22 protein-coding genes are annotated in these 22084 nt (G+C 62.7%); 5 read left to right on the top strand and 17 right to left on the bottom strand.

The window, feature by feature from the left end; genetic code table 11:
- Positions 1–350: 350 nt before the first annotated feature.
- From ruvB to CCR96_RS04370, 4 genes are all read right to left on the bottom strand, one after another.
- Positions 351–1430, bottom strand: a complete 1080-nt coding sequence (gene ruvB / locus CCR96_RS04385) for a Holliday junction branch migration DNA helicase RuvB (RefSeq protein ID WP_201217805.1) — start codon at positions 1428–1430, stop codon at positions 351–353.
- A 155-nt stretch (positions 1431–1585) separates the two neighbouring features.
- Positions 1586–2203 (bottom strand): Holliday junction branch migration protein RuvA, encoded by a 618-nt coding sequence (gene ruvA, locus CCR96_RS04380; protein ID WP_201217803.1) that lies wholly within the window; start codon positions 2201–2203, stop codon positions 1586–1588.
- A gap of 24 nt (positions 2204–2227) precedes the next feature.
- A complete protein-coding gene (gene ruvC, locus CCR96_RS04375) occupies positions 2228–2782 on the bottom strand; it encodes a crossover junction endodeoxyribonuclease RuvC (protein WP_201217800.1) in 555 nt (184 codons plus the stop codon).
- Between the two features lie 191 nt (positions 2783–2973).
- Complete coding sequence (locus CCR96_RS04370) at positions 2974–3723, bottom strand: YebC/PmpR family DNA-binding transcriptional regulator (RefSeq protein WP_201217797.1); 750 nt, start codon at positions 3721–3723, stop codon at positions 2974–2976.
- Positions 3724–3961: 238 nt separating this feature from the next.
- Between CCR96_RS04370 and zapD the strand changes: the two genes are divergently transcribed.
- Positions 3962–4729 carry a cell division protein ZapD gene (zapD, locus tag CCR96_RS04365; RefSeq protein WP_201217795.1) on the top strand — a complete coding sequence of 256 codons (768 nt, stop codon included), beginning with the start codon at positions 3962–3964 and terminating at the stop codon, positions 4727–4729.
- A gap of 19 nt (positions 4730–4748) precedes the next feature.
- The gene (locus tag CCR96_RS04360) at positions 4749–4970 is read left to right on the top strand and encodes a DNA gyrase inhibitor YacG (protein ID WP_201217792.1); all 222 of its coding nucleotides are present in this window, start codon (positions 4749–4751) and stop codon (positions 4968–4970) included.
- Positions 4971–5036: 66 nt separating this feature from the next.
- On the opposite strand, the gene CCR96_RS04355 is transcribed toward CCR96_RS04360, so the two are convergent.
- Positions 5037–6248, bottom strand: a complete 1212-nt coding sequence (locus CCR96_RS04355) for a TraB/GumN family protein (protein WP_420827249.1) — start codon at positions 6246–6248, stop codon at positions 5037–5039.
- 208 nt (positions 6249–6456) lie between these two features.
- Between CCR96_RS04355 and CCR96_RS04350 the strand changes: the two genes are divergently transcribed.
- Together CCR96_RS04350 and CCR96_RS04345 are read left to right on the top strand one after the other, a co-directional pair.
- On the top strand, positions 6457–6891 hold the full coding sequence (locus CCR96_RS04350) for a hypothetical protein (protein WP_201217790.1): 435 nt from the start codon (positions 6457–6459) through the stop codon (positions 6889–6891).
- Positions 6888–7205: a DUF3301 domain-containing protein gene (locus CCR96_RS04345; RefSeq protein ID WP_201217787.1), complete on the top strand. Its 318-nt coding sequence runs from the start codon at positions 6888–6890 to the stop codon at positions 7203–7205. The genes CCR96_RS04350 and CCR96_RS04345 overlap by 4 nt, the downstream gene beginning before the upstream one ends.
- A 17-nt stretch (positions 7206–7222) precedes the next feature.
- Here the strand turns inward: CCR96_RS04345 and CCR96_RS04340 are convergent, their stop codons facing one another.
- The 6 genes from CCR96_RS04340 to CCR96_RS04315 form a co-directional block, all read right to left on the bottom strand.
- Positions 7223–7654: a ClpXP protease specificity-enhancing factor gene (locus tag CCR96_RS04340; protein WP_201217785.1), complete on the bottom strand. Its 432-nt coding sequence runs from the start codon at positions 7652–7654 to the stop codon at positions 7223–7225.
- Between the two features lie 16 nt (positions 7655–7670).
- On the bottom strand, positions 7671–8276 hold the full coding sequence (locus tag CCR96_RS04335) for a glutathione S-transferase N-terminal domain-containing protein (RefSeq protein ID WP_201217783.1): 606 nt from the start codon (positions 8274–8276) through the stop codon (positions 7671–7673).
- Positions 8277–8596: 320 nt separating this feature from the next.
- Entirely contained in the window at positions 8597–9340 is a 744-nt protein-coding gene (locus CCR96_RS04330) for a cytochrome c1 (protein WP_201217780.1), read from the bottom strand.
- On the bottom strand, positions 9337–10596 hold the full coding sequence (locus tag CCR96_RS04325; RefSeq protein WP_201217777.1) for a cytochrome b: 1260 nt from the start codon (positions 10594–10596) through the stop codon (positions 9337–9339). The genes CCR96_RS04330 and CCR96_RS04325 overlap by 4 nt, the downstream gene beginning before the upstream one ends.
- Entirely contained in the window at positions 10596–11195 is a 600-nt protein-coding gene (gene petA, locus CCR96_RS04320; protein ID WP_201217775.1) for a ubiquinol-cytochrome c reductase iron-sulfur subunit, read from the bottom strand. The genes CCR96_RS04325 and petA overlap by 1 nt, the downstream gene beginning before the upstream one ends.
- A gap of 298 nt (positions 11196–11493) precedes the next feature.
- Positions 11494–12246 (bottom strand): Nif3-like dinuclear metal center hexameric protein, encoded by a 753-nt coding sequence (locus CCR96_RS04315; protein WP_201217772.1) that lies wholly within the window; start codon positions 12244–12246, stop codon positions 11494–11496.
- An 89-nt stretch (positions 12247–12335) separates the two neighbouring features.
- Here CCR96_RS04315 and CCR96_RS04310 point away from each other — a divergent pair, with 89 nt between their 5' ends.
- Positions 12336–13526 (top strand): S1C family serine protease, encoded by a 1191-nt coding sequence (locus tag CCR96_RS04310; protein ID WP_201217763.1) that lies wholly within the window; start codon positions 12336–12338, stop codon positions 13524–13526.
- A 40-nt stretch (positions 13527–13566) separates the two neighbouring features.
- Here CCR96_RS04310 and CCR96_RS04305 read toward each other — a convergent pair whose 3' ends face one another.
- The 6 genes from CCR96_RS04305 to CCR96_RS04280 form a co-directional block, all read right to left on the bottom strand.
- Entirely contained in the window at positions 13567–15573 is a 2007-nt protein-coding gene (locus tag CCR96_RS04305; protein ID WP_201217761.1) for a BatD family protein, read from the bottom strand.
- A 206-nt stretch (positions 15574–15779) separates the two neighbouring features.
- Positions 15780–17840 (bottom strand): VWA domain-containing protein, encoded by a 2061-nt coding sequence (locus CCR96_RS04300; protein ID WP_201217758.1) that lies wholly within the window; start codon positions 17838–17840, stop codon positions 15780–15782.
- Positions 17841–18053: 213 nt separating this feature from the next.
- The gene (locus CCR96_RS04295; RefSeq protein WP_201217755.1) at positions 18054–19082 is read right to left on the bottom strand and encodes a vWA domain-containing protein; all 1029 of its coding nucleotides are present in this window, start codon (positions 19080–19082) and stop codon (positions 18054–18056) included.
- 70 nt (positions 19083–19152) lie between these two features.
- Complete coding sequence (locus CCR96_RS04290; protein ID WP_201217753.1) at positions 19153–19755, bottom strand: DUF4381 domain-containing protein; 603 nt, start codon at positions 19753–19755, stop codon at positions 19153–19155.
- A 108-nt stretch (positions 19756–19863) separates the two neighbouring features.
- A complete protein-coding gene (locus tag CCR96_RS04285) occupies positions 19864–20907 on the bottom strand; it encodes a DUF58 domain-containing protein (protein WP_201217751.1) in 1044 nt (347 codons plus the stop codon).
- Positions 20908–21035: 128 nt separating this feature from the next.
- Positions 21036–22037 carry an AAA family ATPase gene (locus CCR96_RS04280; RefSeq protein ID WP_201217748.1) on the bottom strand — a complete coding sequence of 334 codons (1002 nt, stop codon included), beginning with the start codon at positions 22035–22037 and terminating at the stop codon, positions 21036–21038.
- Positions 22038–22084: the final 47 nt, after the last annotated feature.

Genomic DNA, 22084 nt, shown 5'->3' with positions numbered 1-22084 from the left:
TGGTGATCACGGCACCAAACGACTAATGATATCGCCACTGCGCGTTTCTTGGATATGCGATTGCCCAAACCTCTGCGCTAATAGCGTCAGTTAGAGACTGATTGTCCAGTTAACAATGATCCGGACAGCCTCATTTTCGCAACCAGCTGATTTTGTTATGATATTAAAAATCTGCTAATCCGCATAGTTAATAGCGGAACAAGATTTCTGAGGCTGAGAACGCGCCGCGCACAATCGAATCGATGACAGCCGTCGCTCTTGCACCTGCACGGCGGCAATGACCCGGGCGCAAATCAACTGCAAGGGTTTAGTCCAAGCAGAAACGAGTAAGCTACGCCTCACTCATGCGTTCAATCGAGCGGCGAGTCGAACAGACCCACAGATCCTGCCGAATCAGCCGGGACCGACGCAACATCGAGCAAATCCGGCTGCGGCGGCATCAGGCCAAAGTGCTGATAGGCGGTCTTTGTGGCCATGCGCCCGCGTGGGGTGCGCATCAGATAACCCTGCTGGATCAGGAACGGCTCGAGCACGTCCTCAATGGTGCCGCGCTCCTCGCCGATCGCCGCGGCGAGGCTCTCGACCCCGACCGGCCCGCCGTCGAATTTCTCGATCACCGCGCTCAGCAGCCGTCGGTCCATGTGATCGAAGCCGCGCGCGTCGACCTTGAGCATCGCCAACGCTTGGTCGGCGACCTGGCGGCTGATCTCGCCGTCAGCACGCACCTGGGCGTAGTCGCGCACCCGTCGTAACAGCCGATTGGCGATGCGTGGCGTGCCGCGCGAGCGCCGTGCGATCTCGGCAGCGCCATCGACATCGGTCTTAATCGCCAGGATCTCGGCGGAGCGGCGAACGATGCTCGCTAGGTCTTCGTCCGAGTAATATTCGAGCCGCTGTACGATCCCGAAGCGGTCGCGCAGCGGTGAGGTCAAAAGCCCTGCACGCGTTGTTGCGCCGACCAGGGTGAAGGGCGGCAGATCGAGCTTGATCGAGCGCGCCGCGGGTCCGTCGCCGATCATGATGTCGAGCTGGAAGTCCTCCATCGCCGGATAGAGCACCTCCTCGACCACCGGGCTCAGGCGATGGATCTCATCGACGAAGAGCACATCGCCCGACTCCAGATTGGTCAGCAACGCGGCCAGGTCGCCGGGTTTCTCCAGCACCGGCCCCGAGGTCTGGCGCAGGTTGACCTGCATCTCATGGGCGATGATGTGCGACAGCGTGGTCTTGCCAAGTCCGGGCGGACCGAAGATCAGGGTGTGATCGAGCGCCTCGCCACGCCCGCGGGCGGCTCCGATGAAGATCTCCATCTGCTCGCAGACCGCCGGCTGGCCGACATAATCGGCGAGCCGGCGCGGACGGATGGCGCGATCGAGCGCGCTATCATCGCTGGCTGCCGCGGGGTTGATGAGGCGCTCTGGCTCGGTCACTGTGGAATCCTAAGGCTGACCTGATAAAACTGGCCCTATAAAACTGACCCGATAAAGCTGGACCGATAAAGCTGACCCTAAAGGGTCGGTAACCGCTTTCGTTGATGAGGCATTCCGTTTGCACTGCGGACGCGCACCCATCGGGCAAGGCCTTGCTAGCTCGGCGTCACCGCCCGCAGCGCAGCGCGGATGATCTCCTCCGAGGTCTTGGCACCATCATCGGCGGCGCGCGCCATGCGATTGGCGTCCGCTGGCTTGTAGCCGAGCGCGATCAGTGCACTGACGGCGTCGTTTAACGGATCATCAGGCGCGGCCAGCGCCGCCGCCCGCTCTGCGCCCAGGGGCTGGCTCGCGGCCGACCCCTGACCCAGCTCGGCAATCCGATCCTTCATCTCCATCACCAACCGCTGCGCGGTCTTCTTGCCGATCCCCGGCAGCCGACTCAGCATCGCGATGTCTTCTTGCTCGACGCATTGGGCGAAGCGCGCCGCGTCCATCCCGGAGAGGATCGCCAGCGCCATCTTGGCGCCCACGCCCGTGACCCGCAGCAAGGCTCGGAACAGCGCCCGATCATGCTCGCTGCGAAAGCCGTAGAGCACATGCGCGTCATCGCGGATCAGCAGATGGGTGACCAGCGTCACCGACTCGCCGACCGCGGGCAGGTCGTAGAAGGTCGACATCGGCGCCTCGACCTCGTAGCCCACGCCGGCGCATTCGATGAGCACCTGGGGCGGATGTTTGGCGATGACCTCGCCCCGCAACCGGCCGATCATGGGTGGCTGCTCATGGTTGACCGATCATGGCCGGAAATCCCGCCAGCTCGCCGCTGCCCGCTTGCGCTGCGGGATGCCCATCGAATGGGCGTGGCAGAGCGCGATGGCCAGCGCATCGGCTTCGTCCTCACCCGGCTGATCGCTCAGCGATAAGAGTATCCGCACCATGTGTTGCACCTGACGCTTCTCGGCATTGCCTGACCCAACCACGGCGAGCTTGACCGACTTAGGGCTGTATTCGTGGACCACGACACCGCCCTTGAGGCCGGCACAGAGCACGGCGCCACGCGCTTGACCGATCTTCAGCGCGGCGGTCGCATCACGGGCAAAAATCAATTGCTCGACAGCCATCTCATGCGGGCGATGCTCAGCGACGACCGCTGCGACCTGATCGAAGATCAAGCCCAGTCGATCCGGCCAGGCATGCTGCCCGACCCGCACACAGCCCCGCGCGATGCAGACACTGCGCTGGCCATCGGTATCGATCACGCCATAGCCCGTATTGCGCGAGCCCGGGTCGATGCCAAGCACGCGATGCCTAAGTGGCTGCCCATTTTTTACTTCCCGATAATCGCCCACCACGGGCCCTCAAATCGGGAAGAGGTTGATGGACAGTTGCTAAGCGGCGATGGCGCCATGGGCGAACTGACTGGCTGAGTCCATAAGGGCTTACAGGGCGATCCTGGTGGCTGCGTGATTGGCTGCTCGGCAGGCTGTGCGCTGCTAACTGCGTCAGTGATCTGCGTCAGTGATCTGCTCAGCTGTCTGCATCAATTATCGAGCGCGGCCATGACCTCGTCGGGGATGTCGGCGTTGTTGTAGACCTCTTGCACGTCGTCCAGGTCTTCGAGCGCATCGACCATCCTCAGCAGCTTCTCGGCGCCTTCGGCATCGAGCTCGATCTGGGTCGCCGCATTGAAGCTGACCTCGGAGACGCTGGTATCAAAGCCCGAGGCGGCTAAGGCATCACAGACCGCACTAAATTCTTCCGGTGCGGTAATCACATCAAGCGAGCCATCATCGTTCAACACCACATCCTCAGCACCGGCCTCCAACGCCGCCTCCATCACCGCATCTTCATCGGTGCCAGGCTGAAAGCTGACCACGCCCTGCTTCGAGAACAGGTAGGCCACCGAGCCATCAGTGCCGAGGTTGCCCCCGTACTTGCTGAACGCATGCCGCACCTCGGAGGCGGTGCGGTTGCGATTGTCGGTCATGCAATCCACCATCACGGCTACACCACCAGGGGCGTAACCTTCGTAGCGGATCTCCTCGTAGTTGTCCGCATCATCGGCACCCGCACCGCGCTTGATCGCCCGATCGATGGTATCGCGCGGCATGTTGGCGCCTAGCGCCTTGTCCATCGCCAAACGCAGGCGCGGATTTGAGGCTGGATCAGCGCCGCCCTCGCGCGCTGCGACCGTCACCTCGCGGATCAGCTTGGTCCAAACCTTGCCGCGCTTCTTGTCCTGCGCCGCCTTGCGGTGTTTGATGTTGGCCCATTTACTGTGACCGGCCATGTGAATCCCTCGATTCGAGCCCCCGGATGATCGGAGGCCTCAGCAACAATTGAAAACAAAAATCAGGTTCGTTGATGCGCGCTTCAGTCTTTTTGCATCGCACCCAAGCGCGTCAGTCTATCATTGGCCTAAGGGCAACGGCAGCACAGCGGCAGGATCGGTGCCTTTACCCTGAACCCTTGATGGCGCAGAATCTGGCACCTTGACCGCTATCCAAAGCGCCTAAGGAAGCCGCATCGTGTCGCATGAAATCATCTTCGAGCATCCGCTGAACGAGCGCATTCGCACCTTCCTAAGGCTCGAGCACCTGTTCGAGAAGCTCGACTACTTTGTCGCGCAGCCCGAACACTGGTGCATGCGCGCTGCCATCGAGGCCTTGCTCGACATCATCGCTATCACCGCTCGCGCTGATATCAAGACCGAGCTGCTCAAGGAGATCGACCGCAATCTCTCAACCCTCGCCCGCGTGCGCAATCAGCCCGGCGTCGACCCCGCGGCCCTCAAGGAAGTCTTCAGTGGTCTGGAGCATGCCGCCGCGGCCATTCATGAGATCAATGGCCAGATCAGCAGCCGAGCGCGCGATGATGCCTTTCTCAAGGCCGTTGCCCAACGCAGCAGTATCCCCGGCGGCGCCTGTAGCTTTGACGTTCCGCTCTATCACCACTTTCTCACTCAGCCGATCGAGCAACGACGAGCCCGCATCGCCAGCTGGACCGACGAGATCAAACCCGTCAGCGAAGCCATTCGGCTAGTCCTCTCGCTAGCGCGTACCAGCGCTACACCCCGCAAGCTGATCGCGCCCGAGGGCTTCTTCCAGGAGTCGTTAGATAGCCAGGCGCCGGCACAATTGCTGCGGGTCGCACTCGAGCCAGAGTGGCCGGTATACCCTGAGATCAGCGGGCACAAAAACCGTTTCAGCATCCGTTTCATGCAGGCTAACCAGACCGGTCGACCCCTGCAATCGCAAGATGACGTGCCCTTCCTGCTCACCTGCTGCCTGTTCTAGATCACAGGACTGTTCAACGATGCCAACAATCGTCGCCTGTCCGCATTGCGGCAAAGAGGTTGTCTGGGGGCCAGAGTCAGCCTGGCGCCCTTTCTGCAGCAAGCGCTGCAAGCTCTGTGACCTCGGCGACTGGCTCAATGAGACGCATCGCATCAGCGAGCCCCTAGGCAGCACGGATGCTGAATCAGAGGCGGACAACTGGAGCGAAGCGGATCAAGAAGACGGGTTACCGCGGCACTGAGCGCACTGCTGCAACCCCAGCACCGAAGGTCAGGCACAGAGGTCTCTGGCACCAGGGCGGAGTTGGTCAGACCACGAGGCGGTCGATGATCCGAAAACCCGCCAAATAGGTGCCAGCCGCAGAACCCATGGTGCTAAAGATAAACACCAGCAACACCCGCGAGACACGGTTGCGCCACCAACCCCGCAGGCTGGTCACATCCTCACGTAGGCTACTGAAATCACCTACGCTAGGACGCCGCAGCGAGAGTTCCAATGCCCCGGCAACCATGCCGGCACCAATGGTGGGATTGAGCGAGGTCAACGGGGCCGCAAAGAAGGCGCCGAGCACGGTCAACGGATGCGCAGCGGCAAGTGCCGCGCCCAGCGCTGACAGACCACCGTTGATCAACACCCAGTCGGCGACCATGTTCCAGCCCAGCTCGGGGTTGCGGGTGAATCCGTAGGCGAAGACGCTGAGAATCACCACCACCACCAGCCAAGGAAAGGCACGCCAGAAGCGCGAGGGCGGCGGCACCTGATCCAGACTCGCAATGGTCTGATCGGGCGGCTCGGTCGCCGATTCAAGCTGCTCTGAAAGGCCCTTCAGGTGTCCGGCACCAACCACGGCTAGGATATTTCGATAACCATGCTGCTCAGCCTCTTGCCTCAAGCGCGCGGCCATGTACTGGTCGCGCTCGTGGATCAATGGCGTGAATAGGCTTGAGCGATCCTGTGCGAACTCGGCGAAAGCCGTCTCGAGGATGTCACCTTGCTTGAGAGCCTCGACCTCTTCTTCGGTCACCTTCTCGCGCGTGAGCAACCCGGCCAGCAGCCCAGTGAACAGGTTTAAGCGCTGGAACCATCCGACGTTGTGGGCAGCTCGCCGCAGCGTGATACCGACCTCACGATCGATCAACAAGAGCGGCAGTTGACGCATCTCCGCCATCCGCATCGCCATGCGCTGCTCGGCACCTGGCTCGATACCGAATTGATCGGCAATCCGCTGCTGATAGGCACCCAAGGCCAGACTTGCCGCGACCATATAGACCCGGCGCTGACGAATCACCGCGAACAGGTCTAGGCGCGCCAAGGCCTCGGGATCGGTCATCGATTCAGCACGGCTGCGGCATAGCTCTACCGCAACCGCGTCGACCTCTGGGCCATCAGGCCCCAACAGCTCTGCCACCTTATCGGCGCTGGCCTTGGAAACATGCGCAGTACCAAGTAGCCTGATGTGGGTCGAGTCGGTCTGGACTTCGCGAATCGGTTCTTCGGGCGAGTGGATATTCACGAACACCGGGCAGCATGATCAATCAAGGCCCGCATCATACACGGGCGATGACATTGCCGCAGCCACTCACCGACAGCCAACTGGCACCAACCTATCCGCTCGCCTATTATCGGGCGCACCGAGCATTCGCCTGCCCCCGAGTACCCAGCCCGCTGTGACCAAATGCCCGCTCCCCCGCCCCCACAAGACCGCACCCTGTGCCCGACGGCCCCTCTTGGCCCTGGTGCTGATCCTGCTATTGATCGCTGGCATGACAGCCGGTTGCGGACGCGTTAAAGAAGACGCCAAGCGTATCGCCTTAGAGAACACGCTCAGCAGCTACCGCCAAGCGATCCGCTGGGGCTACTTCCCAACCGCAGCGGGGTTCGTCAGCCCCGAGCGTCGCACCGATCTGGATATGGAACACCTGAATAATATCCAGATCACCGGCTACGAGGTCGTGCAACCAGGTGTCATCTCACCGGATGATACGGCGGTACAGCTCGTCCAGATCGCGTATGTATTCAAAGACCGACAACGTCTGAAGCAGGTCGCCGACCGCCAGCACTGGCGCTACGATCCAATCAGCGGCGCCTGGTGGCTCGAATCGGGTCTGCCTTCGTTCGGCGACGAACAGGCGCTGGCTCGCATGCAGGACCTGAGGCGTTGACTGATCAACTGCTGGCACTGATCATCGTGCTCGGTGTTGGCTGGTTCTGGCTCGACGCCGCTCGTGCGCGAGAGATGGCTGTCGGCCTTGCGCAACGCGCGTGCAAAGAGCGGGACGTCCAGTTGCTGGATCAGGCGGTCGCACTGCGTCGGCTTGGTCTGCGCTGGCGTTCTCGCGGCTTGCGTATTCGACGCGTTTATCGCTTCGAGTTCAGCGAGGAAGGCATCGGGCGACGCACCGGCTATCTGGTGTTGCTCGGCCTCGAGCTGGTCGACCTGAGCCTCGGGCTACCGCAGCTCAGTGACGACGCTTGATCGGAACGCTGTGCGGATTATTTAACGACCCGCAGCGCAGGGCGCTTCGGCGACTTGTCATTCGGGCCATCGGTGGGGCCAGTGTCACCGCCAGAGGACTCTGCACCCTGCTCATCATCGGAGGCCGCTGCATCATCGGCATGCTCTTCCGGAAACAGCATACCCTGGCCATTTTCGCGGGCGTAGATTCCGAGCACGGCCCCGACCGGCACTTCGACAGGGAAGGACTTTCCACTGAAGCGCGCCGCAAACAGGATGGCCTCATCACCCAGCACAAGACTCTGAACCGCGCCAGTGGCCAGATTCAGCACGATCCGTCCGTCAACCACATAGCCGCGAGGCACAACGACCCCTGGCTTCTCGGCATCCACCAATAGGTGTGGGGTCATGTCGTTGTCGGCGATCCACTCGTAGAGGGCGCGGATCAGATAAGGACGGTTGGACGTCATCGGCAGCTCCTAGCGTCTAGGCCAGGCCGGTGACCATGTCGCGCTCGGCCTCAGTCAGGCTAGAGCGAAATGATGGCCATTCAAAAATGCGCGCCGCATACTCCGTGACCGGACTCGCTGCCGCAGGCAGCTCGAGTTCGAGCACCGGCAGCCGCCACAGCAGTGGCGCAACGCAGCAGTCGACGAGCGAGAACTCGTCGCTCATGAAGAAACGGTTCGCGGCGAAGATCGGCGCAACCGCGACGAGGCTTTCGATCAGCTCCTTTCGAGCCTGGTCGGCAGCCGCGGCATCGCCCGTGCGGATGATCCGCATCCGATCGTACCAATCGCGGTCAACCCGATAGATGAACAAGCGAGCATTCGCACGCCCGACCGGATCGACTGGTAGCAACGGCGGATGCGGGAAGCGCTCGTCCAGATACTCCATCACAATCAGCGATTCGTAAAGACGCAGATCGCGATCGACCAGGGTCGGAACCGTGCCGTACGGATTACACTCGATGAGTTCGTCGGGCAGCGCATGTGCGTCTACTTCGACAATCTCGATATTGACCCGCTTCTCGGCAATGACCATCCGAACACGATGGCAGTACGGACAGGTTGGATCAGAGAAGAGCGTCATGGTCGATCGTCTGTTGCCAGCCACTGGCTCTGTTTCCTGACGAAGAGCTTACCGCTGCACGACGGGGAGCACAGAAGCAGGCTACAAATGGTTACCGAAGGGTCATAATGACAAGGTGCCGCCCTCCCCAGAGACTGACACCACAGCCGAAGGATACACCGAAACCCGACGAATAGGTTGCGGTACATTGCTCGACTACGCATCGGGCTTATGCGTGCATACCTCGAACGCAGAACGGCGACCAGCAGCCAAAAGCCATTGGTCGCCGCCTGAGAGATGACGCGAAGGGTGCCTATGCGCCCGACACACCTAGGCCGTCATCAGTGCACGTCCTTCCAGAACTCACGCTTCAGATAGAAGGATACGATGAACATCAAGCCGAGGAATAGCAGCACGTAGAGACCGAGCTGGCGACGCTCCAGCTTGGACGGCTCTCCGGCATAGGTCAGGAAGTTCGTCAGATCCCTTACCATCAGGTCGTATTCGCCTGGGGTCATCTGGCCGGGCTCAACCAGCTTGACGCCCACCACATGACCGCCTCCTTCGCCATGGTCTCCGTGACCACCAGCATAAACCGGCGCCTGCACACCCTGTAGATGGACGAACGGATGAGGCATGCCAACATCGGGGAAGACGAGGTTATTGACCCCGTATGGCCGCGTATCATCGACATAGTAGGACTTCAGATAGCTGAAAACCCAGTCCGGCGAGCGCCAGCGCGTCACCAAGGTCAGATCCGGGATTTCAGTACCAAACCACTTGACGCCATCCGCCGGATTGAGGGCATTGGTCATCATGTCGGTCGGCTTAGCATCACCGAACAGCAGACTCGCCCGCAGCTCATCATCCGGAATACCCAGGTCATCGGCCATCCGTTGATAGCGCATGTACTGCAGCGAGTGGCAACCCATGCAGTAATTGACGAAGTACTTCGCACCGCGCTGCAGCGATGCCTTGTCCTTCAGGTCGATGTTGGCCTCTTCCAATTCCGGGCCGTGACCACCAGCAGCCATCGCCGCAAAGGGAGCGACCAGGAGGAGTAGTGCAAAGATCGCGTTTCTCATGACGTCACCCTCTCCGGGACCGGCTTCGTCTTTTCAAGCTTGGTATAGATCGGCATCAGTAGGAAGAAGGCGAAGTACACCACCGTAAAGATCTGCGCGAGCAGGGTGTAGAGGTCAGTCGAAGGCTGTAGCCCGAGATAGGCCAAGACCACGAAGGACACCGCGAAGGCACCCAGGAAGAAGCGCGAGATCGGCCCCTTGTAGCGCATCGACCTGACCGGGCTGCGATCTAGCCAAGGCAGGAAGAACATGATCAGGATCGCACCGAACATCACGACCACGCCGGGGAATTGCGAGCCTGCAATCGGCGGCACTGCACGTAACATCGCATAGTAGGGAGTGAAGTACCAGACTGGTGCAATGTGCTCAGGGGTCTTCAAGGGATCGGCAGGCTGGAAGTTGGGTCCTTCAAGGAACAGGCCGCCCATGTCTGGGGCGTAGAACACCACCAGTGAGAAGATTGCGAGGAAGACCACCAAGCCGGTGACATCTTTGACCGTATAGTACGGATGGAAGGGGATGCCGTCGGCTGGCTTGTTTGGGTCCCACTTGTTGCCCTTTGGACCTTGCTTGATCTCGATGCCGTCCGGGTTGGTCGAGCCGACCCGATGCAGCGCGACGATGTGTAGGAATACCAGCGCGACGAGCAGGAACGGAATCACGAAGTGGAAGGCGAAGAAGCGATTCAGCGTCACATCGGAGATGACGTAGTCACCACGCACCCAAGTCGAGAGGTCGGCGCCGACCTCTGGCACGGCGGCGAAGAGGTTGACGATAACCTGCGCACCCCAGTACGACATCTGCCCCCAGGGCAACAGGTAGCCAAAGAACGCAGTCGCCATCATCGCCAGATAGATCACCACACCGATGATCCAGAGCAGCTCACGCGGGTTCTTGTAGGAGCCCCACATCAGCCCTCGGAACATGTGCAGATAGACCAGGATGAAGAAGAATGAGGCGCCAGTGGAGTGGATATAGCGCAGCAGCCAACCCCAGTTGACATCACGCATGATGTACTCAACCGATGCGAAGGCCTCAGCAGCGGAGGGCTTATAGGCCATCGCCAGCCACAGACCGCTCACGATCTGAATGATCAGCACCACCAAGGCCAAGGAGCCGAATATCGACCAAAGGCCCATGTTCTTGGGTGCGTAGTACTGAGCCATGTGGTCGTTCCACAGACCCATGACCGGGAATCGCTTGTCGAGCCAGCCGAGAAACCCTCTCGGCGGCGTATCTACCGTCTCAACGCTCATCAGGCGGCTCCTGCTTCATCCTCACCCACTAGGATGGTGGATTCGTTCAAATATGTGTGTTTCGGGATGACGAGATTCGTCGGCGCCGGAACCCCCTTGAAGACTCGACCTGCCAGGTCGAACTTCGAGCCATGGCAGGGGCAGAACCAACCGCCCTTCCAATCCGGACCGAGATCATCCGGCGCGAACTCGGGGCGGTAGGTCGGCGAGCACCCGAGATGGGTACAGATACCGATCGCCACGAAGTAACGTGGATTGATCGCCCGAGCCGGATTCTGGCAATACTCGGGCTGTTGTGTGGCCAACTCGGAGCCCGGATCAACGAGCTTCGGATCGTTGGTTGGAAGCGCTTCGAGCATTTCGTCGGTACGGTACACGACCCAAATCGGTTGACCGCGAAATTTGACGCGAAGCAGCGCGCCTGGTTCCAGCTTACTGACATCTGCCTCCACTGGAGCACCCGCGGCTCGCGCCCGGGCACTTGGGTTCATGGAAGAGATGAAAGGGACGGCCACGAAGCCGACGCCAACGGCACCGACTGCACTCGTTGCGGCGACGAGTATGCGCCTGCGGCTTTTATCCGTTCCTTGTTCGTTCATGCGTTTGTCGACCCCTCGCTAGGCTCGATGCACGACCTCCCGAGCGACGAGATGGTCGAACAGTCTGATGATGAAGATAAGAATATCGCTAAGTGTTGCATAACTGACCGCGCATTCTCTACGATGCGGCCAAGCTAGGTCAAGAAAGCCCCCTACTGATCAGGGTTTTAGAGCGCTCTGTCTGAACGCTATATTTAAGCCGATAGCGCCCGAAGGAACCACGACAAAGGTCAAAAACCAGCGAAACGCATGGATTTTCCTCAAGGATCAAGGTTACGCACGGTTTCATGATGATCGGCTAAACCGGATTATCAATCTCGACGAACCGATGCTCAATCCCGAAGGTCGCTGCGATCTCAGCTCCCAGGGCCTGAACGCCATAGCGCTCGGTGGCATGATGGCCCGCAGCGAGGTAGTCAATGCCAAGCTCACGCGCCAGATGCACGGTCTGCTCCGAGACCTCGCCGCTGAGGTAGCAATCCACCCCAAGCGCAGCCGCCCGCTCAATCGCGCCTTGCGCAGCGCCCGTGCACCATGCAACACGATGCACGGGACGGTCGACCACAGCAATGTGCAAAGGTTCGCGCCCAAGCGCCTGCTCGACCCGCTCAGCAAAGCCAGCGCCGGCCATCGGCTCCGCGAGGGCGCCTGTCCAAAGCAGGTCATCAGCGCCCGCGCTGGGCGCCGCATCGAGCAACCCGAGCCGAAGTCCAAGCTGCTGGTTGTTGCCAAGCTCCGGATGCGCGTCTAACGGGAGATGGTAGGCCAGAAGACTCATATCGGCGCGCATCAGTGTTCTGATCCGACGCCCCTTGACCCCGATCAGCGGCGCCAGCTCGCCCTTCCAGAAGAACCCGTGGTGCACCAAGAGGGCATCAGCATCGGCCTCAACCGCGGCGTCAATCAGGCGCTGGCAAGCCGTGACACCGGTCAGCAGGCGCCTGATCTGACGTCCGCCCTCGACCTGTAGCCCGTTAGGGCAGTAGTCACTGAAACGTTCGACTCCGAGCAGAAAGTTACAATAATCGGCGATGTCGACGGCGGCGGTCATTTAATTTCGAAATAAGGATGCTGCAGCGATAAAATGCGGACTCAGGGGCTCGATAGGCGATCGGCCCGGAGCCGTGATAGCTTATTCGGATGCCTCCGACAACCCACAGTATCGCACTAACGCTCCTCGGCTTCACGGCCGGTGCCGCCGTCGTCTCCGCGCTCGATCAATTGCCAGCGATCAAAAGCGAAGCCGACGCTGATCATCAGGCACAGGAAGCCAGCCCCGCAACGCACCAGTCCCCCGCACCTGGCTTCGCCGATGCCGTTGCCGCAGCCGCTCCTGCAGTCGTCAAGGTCTATGCAAAAGGCCCCGTCGACAGCCGAACTCGCAGCAGCGAGCTTGCGCGCAGCAATGCGCCCAGCAAGATGCTGGCATCAACGCTCAGCAGTGCACAGCCTCACCGGGCTCAGACCCGACTAGGGTCTGGCGTGGTCATCGCCAGTCAAGGCTTGATTGCAACCAACGGGCACGTCGTGCGTGACTGTGACGAGATCGAGGTCGAACTGGTCGATGGACGCATGCTCTCAGCTGAGCTGCTCGGCATCGACGATGCCACTGATCTTGCTGTCCTGCGGGCGCCGTTGTCTGAGCTGGCGCCGATCGCCCTCGGTGATCCGAGCACGCTGCGGGTCGGCGATGTGGTCCTGGCAATCGGCAATCCCTATGGCATCGGCCAGACCGTGAGCCTCGGAATCGTCTCTGCTACCGGCCGCTCGCGTCTCGGTCTCACCGAGATCGAAGAGTTCATCCAGACCGACGCCGCCATCAATCCCGGCAATTCGGGCGGGGCGCTGGTTGACGCCACCGGCCGCTTGGTCGGCATCGCCACCGCTGGGCTAAGCGAAAGTGGCCATGCCGAGGGCGTCGGCTTTGCGATCCCTTCGACCCTGGTGATGCAGGTGGTCGAGTCGATCGCCGACCACGGCCAAGTCGACCGCGGCTGGATCGGGCTTGGCGGCCGCAGCGTCACCCATGAGCTGGAACGGCGCTTTGGGCTTCGTGCATCGAGCGGCGTCCTGGTCTCGAGCCTGGTCGAGAACGGTCCAGCCGCAGCCGCCGGGCTACGTGCCGGCGACGTGATTACCGCCTTCGCCGGCACCGAGATCACCGACGCGTCCCAGCTTCGGGAGCTGATCATCGCCACACCGCCCCAGCGTGAGATCCCGCTCGTCTTGTGGCGCGGCAGCGAGCGTATCGAGGTCAGCGTTCGCGCCGCCGAATGGATTGCAGCGGATCGCCGCGATCTCGCCAGCGCCGCGAGAACGCAGCGAGAATAACAACACCGGCCCCCGTGACCAGGCGAGCGTCATAGGCTCGTCATGGATAGAGTGGCGCGAGCTGATCATCACCTTGCTCGCGGGCGTGCATCGCGGCCCCTTTCAGGCCGGCCCTGACCGCTGACCACAAGACCTCGCCGCGCCAAGCAGGCTGGCTCTGAGCAGCAGCGTAGAGGTGGCGCTCGAGGGCCTGGATCTGCGCGCGACCGCGCTCGGCCCGCTCGGCCAAGGCACCTAGGCCGCTCGGCGGATCATCAGGCCAGAGCGCGCCGGCCCAGGCGAGCAGTGCAGCGGCCGCCGCCGGCGCATCATCGCGCTCGCAAGCACTGCGTAGCGCATCGCGTGCCCGGCGTGCCTCGGCTGACGGCGTCACATCTCGCTGGCCTTGTTGCTCGCCTGGCAGCGCCCGCCTGGTGGAAGACCGCCGGCGCCATACTCGGTACATGACGCCCCCAGCAACGACTACCGCAACTGCCAGCACTAACAGCTTCCCGAAGCTCCATCGCCATCGACCCGTACCAGCCGATGCCTCAGCGCCTTGGCCAGCATCAGCGCGCTCATCAGCGCGCTCATCAGCGTGCTCATCAGCATGCTCCGCACCCGTGCCCAGCCTAGCCGCCCCCGGGGCATCTTCCGCCTCAAGCCTGTCCAGCGCTGCCCGCCCGGCCGCCTCAGACGCGGCTCCGGCGGCCGCACCAGACACGCTTAGCGCGAGTGCCGGCACCGTCGCCGTGCGCTCCTGACCAGAGGCGGTATCCCACCAAGGCACCTCGATCCGCGGCAGTTCGAGCTCGCCCGCAGTGGTCGGGATCAGGGTCAGCTGCTGGCGACTCATACCGATCAGATTTTCACCATCGCTGCGCGTCTCTGACTCAGTTTGCCCCGGATAGACGCGGAAACCGGGCGGCACCGGGATCTCGATCTCGGGGATCTGATTACCGGCTAACCCGCGCGCCGTAAGGGTCAGGATGCGCGTCGCCGGCTCTCCGACCGCAAGTCGCGGTGTCTTGCCGCCATCAGCCGGACGCCAGGAGTCATCGACCTCGAGCGCCGTCGCCGGAAGCCAATGTTCACCGCTGAAACCCTCGGCGCTCGGAGCCACCTCTAGGGTCAGCGCCTCCGATTGCGCGCGTGCTGGCTCGCCGCGCTCGAACATCGAGCCTGGCGCCCCCAAGCGCATGCCGCCCAGCATGCGTTCGAGCATCGGATCATCGAACAGATCGGGCAGGCCCGACATCCCAAGCGAGCCCGGCCGTCGGCCGGCATCGGTCTTGAGTTCAGCATCGAAGGTGATCGGTGGGATGCGCAAGGTTCCGCTGCGCTCCGGGCTCAGGGTGTAGCGCCGCTCGATCACCCGATACTGCTCACCGGCCCGCATCGTCAGGCTGCCTTGGTCGCGACCGATCCGCGTCAACACCGCGCCCTCGATCGGCGGTAGATCGATGGCATAGTCAAGCAGCGGACGCGCACTGTAGGCGCGCACCACCAAGGGCACCTGCTGCTGCACGACGAGTTTGTCTGCAACCCGATTCTTGGGCTGATTCGGGCCGCCATCGTTCAACCCGCTGCCGCTCGACGCGACCTCGGGCGACCCACTTGGGACATCGCCCACTGGATCACTGCCCAGTTCGACCTCAAGCCAAACCAGATCCCCAGGCGCCCCCAAGCCGCCTTCGGGCACAGCTTCGACCACAAGGGTCAAGGGCTCGGTCGTGGCCGAACCCACCGCAAGCGGCGGAATACGCAGGCGGCCCAAGCGCTTTGGCATCAATACAACCTGCCAGCTGGTCTTGTCTGAGCGCCGGCCATTGACGAACTGGGTCTGCTGAGAGGTGCTGGTACCACCCACCTCGAAGTCTGCATTCAATGCCGTTAGATCAGGCTCCTGGCCAAGGGAACGCCCAGTGCCCTCGATCGTTAGCAGCACCCGATCGCCCTCGTAGACCTGGCTTTGATTGAGAAATGCGCGCACCTCGGCAGCCAGACCAAGGCCGGGCAGCAGTAAGAGCAACAGGACAAGCATGAAACCGGGCATTAAACCCTTCATGAGCCTCCTCATGAGCCTCCTCATGGACCTCTTCTCGAGCCCCTTCAGGCTCCCAAGCAGAGACCGGGCTTGCCACCGCCGCAGGCTCGACATGCCCGGCATTGCCGCAGGCCAAGCTGGACAGAGACAGAAAGGTCGATTGCAGTGAAACGCGGCGTTTTTGATCACCATCACAATCACCATCGCTATCGCTATCGCTATCGCTATCACCAGGGTTTTCCGGAAGAGGACAGGTCCCCTCCATCCTGACGGGCCTGATATTGATAGAGGAATTTGCGGCGCAGCAGCTCGGCTGGATCATCCGGGATGCGACGCAGCCACTGGTCAGCGGCTTGTTGGGCCTCACGCTCCTCGGCGCTCAGGGCCGCGTTGGCATCCGCCGAGCGTTCCTGTTCGTTGCGAGCAGTGTCTTGATGCGTTGCGTCGCCGCCCTGAGCGGCGTGCGCACGTGCTGCTTCATCGCGATAATCGGCCGCGGCCTGCTCGCTTCGAGCAGGATCCGCTGCGGCATCCGCGGTGTCGGACTCCGCCCCAGCAAGGTTGGCCTGACCATCGGCAGCCTCATTCGAGGAGGGATTCTGGTCGGAGCCTTGTTGGCCAGCAGTCGATGAGCTATCGCTACCTGGCTGCCCAGATGCGGGTTGGTCGCCGGCCTGCTGCTCGCCCGATTGCTGGTCGTCGGCCTGCTGATCCCCGGCTTGCTGAGCGCCAGAGGATTGTTCTCCGCCCGGCTGCTCACCCTGCGAGCCAGGCGAAGAATCGCCCTGTTGTTCTGCGCTATCCTCGCCTTGTGTCTCGCCGTTCTGGCTCTGCTGGCCCGACTCCGACGGCTGCGTTCCCGATTGATCTTGCGGCTGCTCTTGGCGCTGATCTTGGTCCTGATCAGCTTGATTCGGCTGATCAGGCTGCTGTGACTGCGCGCGCAGCGCAGCCTCGACCTGTTCACGGTTGTAACGCGCATCCTCGAGCGTCGGGTCGCGCGCAAGGGCCTCATCATAAGCCGCAAGCGCGGCCTCAAGCTCGCCACCGCGGGCCAACGCATTGCCTCGATTATAGTGATCCACGGCCGCATCTCCGGCCTCGAAGCGCGCTGCCGCATCCTGATAATCGCCGAGTCGGTAGGCCGCACTGCCGGCACGTGCCGGTGCCTTGGCCAGTGCGCGCGCCTGCTCCAGCTCACCCGCTGCGAACGCCCGCGCCGCCTGCTGATCTTGGCGCTGCCAGAGATCTGTCCAGCCGACCGCCAACGCTGGCTCTGGCACCAGGGCCGCCCCCGGCCCGAGCGCAAGCAGCAGCATCATCAGCCAACCGCGCCTGAAGGCAAGGGCCGCCATCGGCAGCAACAACAGCGTGACCCAGGGGCCGAGCTCGCGCCACCGCTCGGCGAGCATCGGATCACGCTCAGCCAAGACGCGCGGGCGGGCCTCCGGATCGATCAGCACCTGATCCAGGTCGCGATCACTGCTACTCAGGGTTGCGTAGCGCCCCGCACCAGCCGCAGCCAACGTTTCTAGCGCCGCGCTATCCAATCGGCTCATCACCGGACCATCGGCCGTGTTGATCCCTGGCACCGGCGCGCCCTCCGCGGTGCCGACGCCGATCACCGCAAGGCTGTGTCCAGCATCGCGGACCTGCTCGGCCATCGTCAGCGCGCGCGCACCGCCGGCATCATCGCTCAATAGGATCACCTCGCCGTTGCGTGCGCCTGCCTGGCGCAGCAGATCGAGCCCCAACGCAATACCCCGGTCTGGGCGACTCCCCTGCACCGGCATGATCTGCGGGCTGAGCGCCTCCAGCATGGCGCGGATGGTCTCCGCATCGTCAGTCAGAGGTGACACGGCGAAGGCGTCGTCGGCATAGACGATCAACCCAACCTGACCATCACCGCTCCGGCTCAGGATGTCAGCCACCTTAAAGCGCGCACGCTCCAGCCGCGACGGCGTCAGATCTTCGGCCAGCATCGAGCGCGACAGATCCAGAACCACCACGCGCGCCGCATCGCTGCGGAAGGCCGGCACCGGCTGTCGCTCGAAGGTCGGGTTGGCCAAGGCGATCACCGCGATCAGCCAACCCGCTGCCAACAGCAGCACTGGCAGCCGGCTAGCGCGTCCGCCACCGCCGACGTTCAACACCGCGAGTAAGCGCGCATCGATCACGCGCTGCCAGGCCGTGGCACCCGCATCGGCGCGCCAAGCCAGCCACAGCAGCAACCCGAGCGGGATCAGCGCCAGTAGCCAGAGCGGCTCGATGAAATGAAACTCGTCCACCAGTGAGACTCCTCCAATAAGCAGTGTCTTCGCACGCGTCTGAGATCTCGATCCCGTTGACACTCGCCTGCCTGATCAGCACGGCTGTTGTAATCGGCACGGCTGTTTTATCAGAGCCACTAACGCACGGCGGCCAACAGCCCTTGCCTACTTTTAGGCATGCATGCCTCAATGCTTGCAAGCTACAGCGGCTCGGTCTCCTCAGCGGTTCGGTCACCTCAGCCGCAAGCCATCCAGAACGCGCTCGACCGCACCGACACGACTCGCCGCCACGACAGCACTGAGCAGCAGCGCCAATCCCAGCGGCCAAGCAAACAGCTCGTCGACCGGACGAAAGGTCTGCTGATCCGATTCGACCGGCTCCAGCTCATCGAGCGCGGCATAGATGCCCTGCAGCTCGCGCACATCGCGCGCCCGGAAATAACGTCCACCGGTCTGCTCAGCGATCGCCGAGAGCGTCGCCTCATCAATCGGGTTGCGGCCCATGCTCAGACCGAAGGCGCCGAAACCGGCGCGCGGGTCGGAGCCGACACCGATGGTGTAGACACGCACCCCGGCCGCACTGGCCAGCTCCGCCGCCTTCAGTGGCGCGATGCTCCCGGCGGTGTTGGCACCATCGGTCAAGAGCACTAGCACCCGCTCCTCGCTGGGCTGATCGCGCAGACGCTTGACCGCGAGCCCGATGGCATCACCGATCGCGGTCTCACGCCCGGCCAGACCGACCGCCGACTCGAACAGCAGCGTGCGCGCGGTCGCGCGATCGAAGGTCAGCGGTGTTTGCATGTAAGCCTGTTGGCCAAACAGGATCAGCCCGATGCGATCACCTTCGCGTCGTTCGATGAAATCGCCAGCCACCGCCTTGACCGCCATCAGCCGATCAACCACCTGGCCGCGGATCACCATATCCTCCTCGGTCATTGAGCCGGAGATGTCGACCGCCAGCATCAGATCACGACCCGCCATCGGCAACGCCACCGGCTCACCGAGCCATTGCGGGCGGGCCGCGGCGAGCACTAACAATAGCCAGGCCAAGAGCGCTAGGAGCAGCGTCCAGCGCCGCGGAGCCGCTTGTTGGTGGGGTTGGCCTTGGCTCAGCAGCCGATAGAAGGGGACCCGCACGGCAGCCGGGGCTGCCACCTCGGCGCGCGGCAACGCGAGACGCACCAACCAAGGCACAGGCAACGCCAGTAGCAGCCAGGGCCAGGCCAGCGCCAGCTCAGGCCAGGGAATTAATCCGTCCATAGCGCCTCCATCAATCGCGGCTCTAGCATTCGGACCGGCACCCCTCGAAGCGCCATCAATCGCGGCCTCATCAACTGTTCCTCCGCAGCCAGTCGCGGACGACCGTCAGCAGCGCCTGCCGATCAAGGCCTTGGTCGCCCCCGAGGGCTGCAGGAGCATAGGCGCCATCCGCTAGCGCTCGCCCCGGACCCGTGGCAAAACCGCCATTGCCGCCGCTGCGATCGAGAAACGCCAACCAATCCGCGCCCGTCAAAGCCGCCACCTCCGTGCGCGGATAACGACTCAGCGCGACCCGTTTGAGCAATGCCGACAGCGCCGCGATCAACGCCGGACCCTGCAGGCCAGCACCTTGCAAGCGATCGAGTTCGGCCAAGATACGCTGGCGCCGACGCAGGCGCCGGTACTGCCCCCAGCCCAACCGCCCCAGCCAGAGTGCAACCCCCAACAGCAGCACGAAAAGCAGCCACCAGCCCGGCGCCGGCGGCCAAAATCCGGGCTCGGCGGGCAAATGGATATCGCGCAGGTCGAGGCTCGAGCCGGGATTTATCCCGGGGTCCGCACCTGGGTTTAGAGTCGGATTTGAGCCCAGATTCGCGTCGAGATACCGGGCTGAATTCGCGCTAGGATTAGGATTCGCAGCCGGATTCGAAGCGGTATTCGACAGCGCAGTCATGGTCTGATCCTGGCCTGAAGTTTGCCGATTTTGACGCGGACGGCACGCCAGGTCGGGGCAATCGTTGGCACCGAGGATAAGGGCGTTTCTGCTGGCGAATGGAGACGGTCAGGGGCTGGCATAGGCGACTCCTGCTGATCGGGCCATCAACTTGTCCTTAGCCGCTGGCCCACTCTGCAGATCGCTGCGCTGGCCGTCGCGGCCAGCGAGCAGCTGGCTCAGCCTCACCGCCGGATCATCGGTGGTCAGGCACTGCAGCAGACCAATGCCGTTCTCGATCGTGAGCTGCCGCACACGCTGGTGATGCTGGGCGAGCTGCCGCGCATAATGTTCGCGCTCTGCGCGCAAGCGGGTATCGATGACCGAACGTCGGTGCCCGTCACTGATTCCGTAGCGCCCCGGCGGAGGTGGCGCCAGCTCCAGCGGATCGAGCAGCTGGATCGCATTCAGGTCGCTGTGCTGTGCCAGGCGACTGAGGTGGTGCTTGCTGTCGGCATCGGCGCTGTAGAAATCGGACAGCAAGAACACCAAGCTGCCGGGCCGCGCTACCCGACGCAGTCGCATCAACGCCGCAGTCAGGCCGCTACCACTACCGCTGCTGTCCCCGTTGCCACCTCCCACTTCGCTATTGGCCAGCGCACCAGCCTGAGCCAAGGCCCGGATCAGCCGCATCTGTCCACGACGGCCACCAGCTGGTGACAGCTCCTGATGTTGGCTCGCCTGTACCGCATCGGTGAACAGCAAAGCGCCGACCCGATCGCCGTGGCCGATCGCGGACCAACCGATCAAGGCCGCAAGGCGCGCCGCCTGAACCGACTTGAAGACTCCCTGCGAAGCAAAAAACATGCTGGCGCCAAAGTCGACCAAGACCACGACCGGTCGCTCCCGCTCCTCATCGAAGACCTTGATGTGCGCATGACCACTACGGGCCGTGATGCGCCAATCCATGTTGCGGATATCGTCGCCCGGTTGGTAGTGACGAGACTCCCGGTAATCCATCCCTCTCCCGTGAAAACGCGAGCGATGCCCACCAGCCAAGGCCGAGCGCGCAGTCTGCACCCGCGCCGGACGCAAGCGCTCGCCAGCGGCGCGCAAGGCGACTAGCTCATCGGCATCGACGCGATAAACGCGCTCGTCGTCACTCAGGCTCATCGTCAAGTCCCCAAATACCAACCGCTGATCTCGCGCATCCGCATCGTATTTCTGACGCTCATGCGATTCATCTTCCGGGATGGCGCCACGCCGTATATGAGCGTTAGCTCAACCTCAGCCCTCAGCCCTCAGACCATCGGCACCCGACGGATCAGCTGCGCAACCAGCGCATCCGACGTTAGCCCCTCAGTCTCGGCGGCATAGCTGAGCAGGATTCGATGGCGCAGGACATCGTACGCAACCGCATGGCAATCATCGGGCGTCACATAGTCCCCGCCACGCAGCCAGGCACGCGCGCGAGCACAGCGGTCCAAGGCAATCGTTGCGCGCGGGCTAGCGCCATAGTCGACCATGCGCGCCAGCCCTGAGTCATAAGGCGCCGGGTCACGGGTCGCCAGCACCAGCTGCACCAGGTATTCCTCGAGATTGTCGGCCATATGCAGCGCCATCACCTCAGCACGCGCCGCGAACACCTGCTCGCGGCTGATCATCGGCGCCTTATCGGAGCGCTGACGCAGCTGCCCACGCGCCTCTGCGCGCGCGATCGCTAGGATGCCGCGCTCGGTCTTCGGGTCTGGATAACCAACGCGAACGTGCATCAAAAAACGGTCCAGCTGCGCCTCCGGCAGCGGATAAGTCCCTTCCTGCTCGATCGGGTTCTGCGTCGCCATCACCAAAAACGGCTCCGGCAGCGCATAGGTCTGCCCGCCAACGGTGATCTGGCGCTCACCCATCGCCTCGAGCAACGCCGACTGCACCTTTGCAGGCGCCCGATTGACCTCATCGGCCAGCACCAGGTTATGGAACAGCGGTCCGCGCTGGAACTGGAACTCGCCGGTCTCAGGGCGGTAGACATCGGTGCCCGTCAGGTCGCCAGGCAGCAGGTCCGGGGTGAACTGCACGCGCTGGAAATCGCCCTCAATGCGCAGCGCAAGCTCCTTGATCGCGGTCGTCTTGGCCAGGCCTGGCGCGCCCTCAACCAGCAGATGGCCATCGGCCAGCAGCGCGATCAGCAGCCGCTCGATCAGCGCTTCCTGACCGACAATTCGCTCACACAGATCAGCACGCGCTTGCGCAAACGCCTGCTGTACCGAACTGCCTGCCGCTGATGCCTCATCGCTGTTCGCCATCACCTGCCCTCCTCGTCGCTGAATCGTATCGACACTCAAACCACTAT

Origin of the sequence: Halochromatium roseum (assembly GCF_016653315.1) — a bacterium.
Lineage (GTDB): Bacteria > Pseudomonadota > Gammaproteobacteria > Chromatiales > Chromatiaceae > Lamprobacter > Lamprobacter roseus.
Note: the sequence above shows the minus strand (reverse complement) of the source record. Positions and strands in the feature narration are given on the sequence as shown.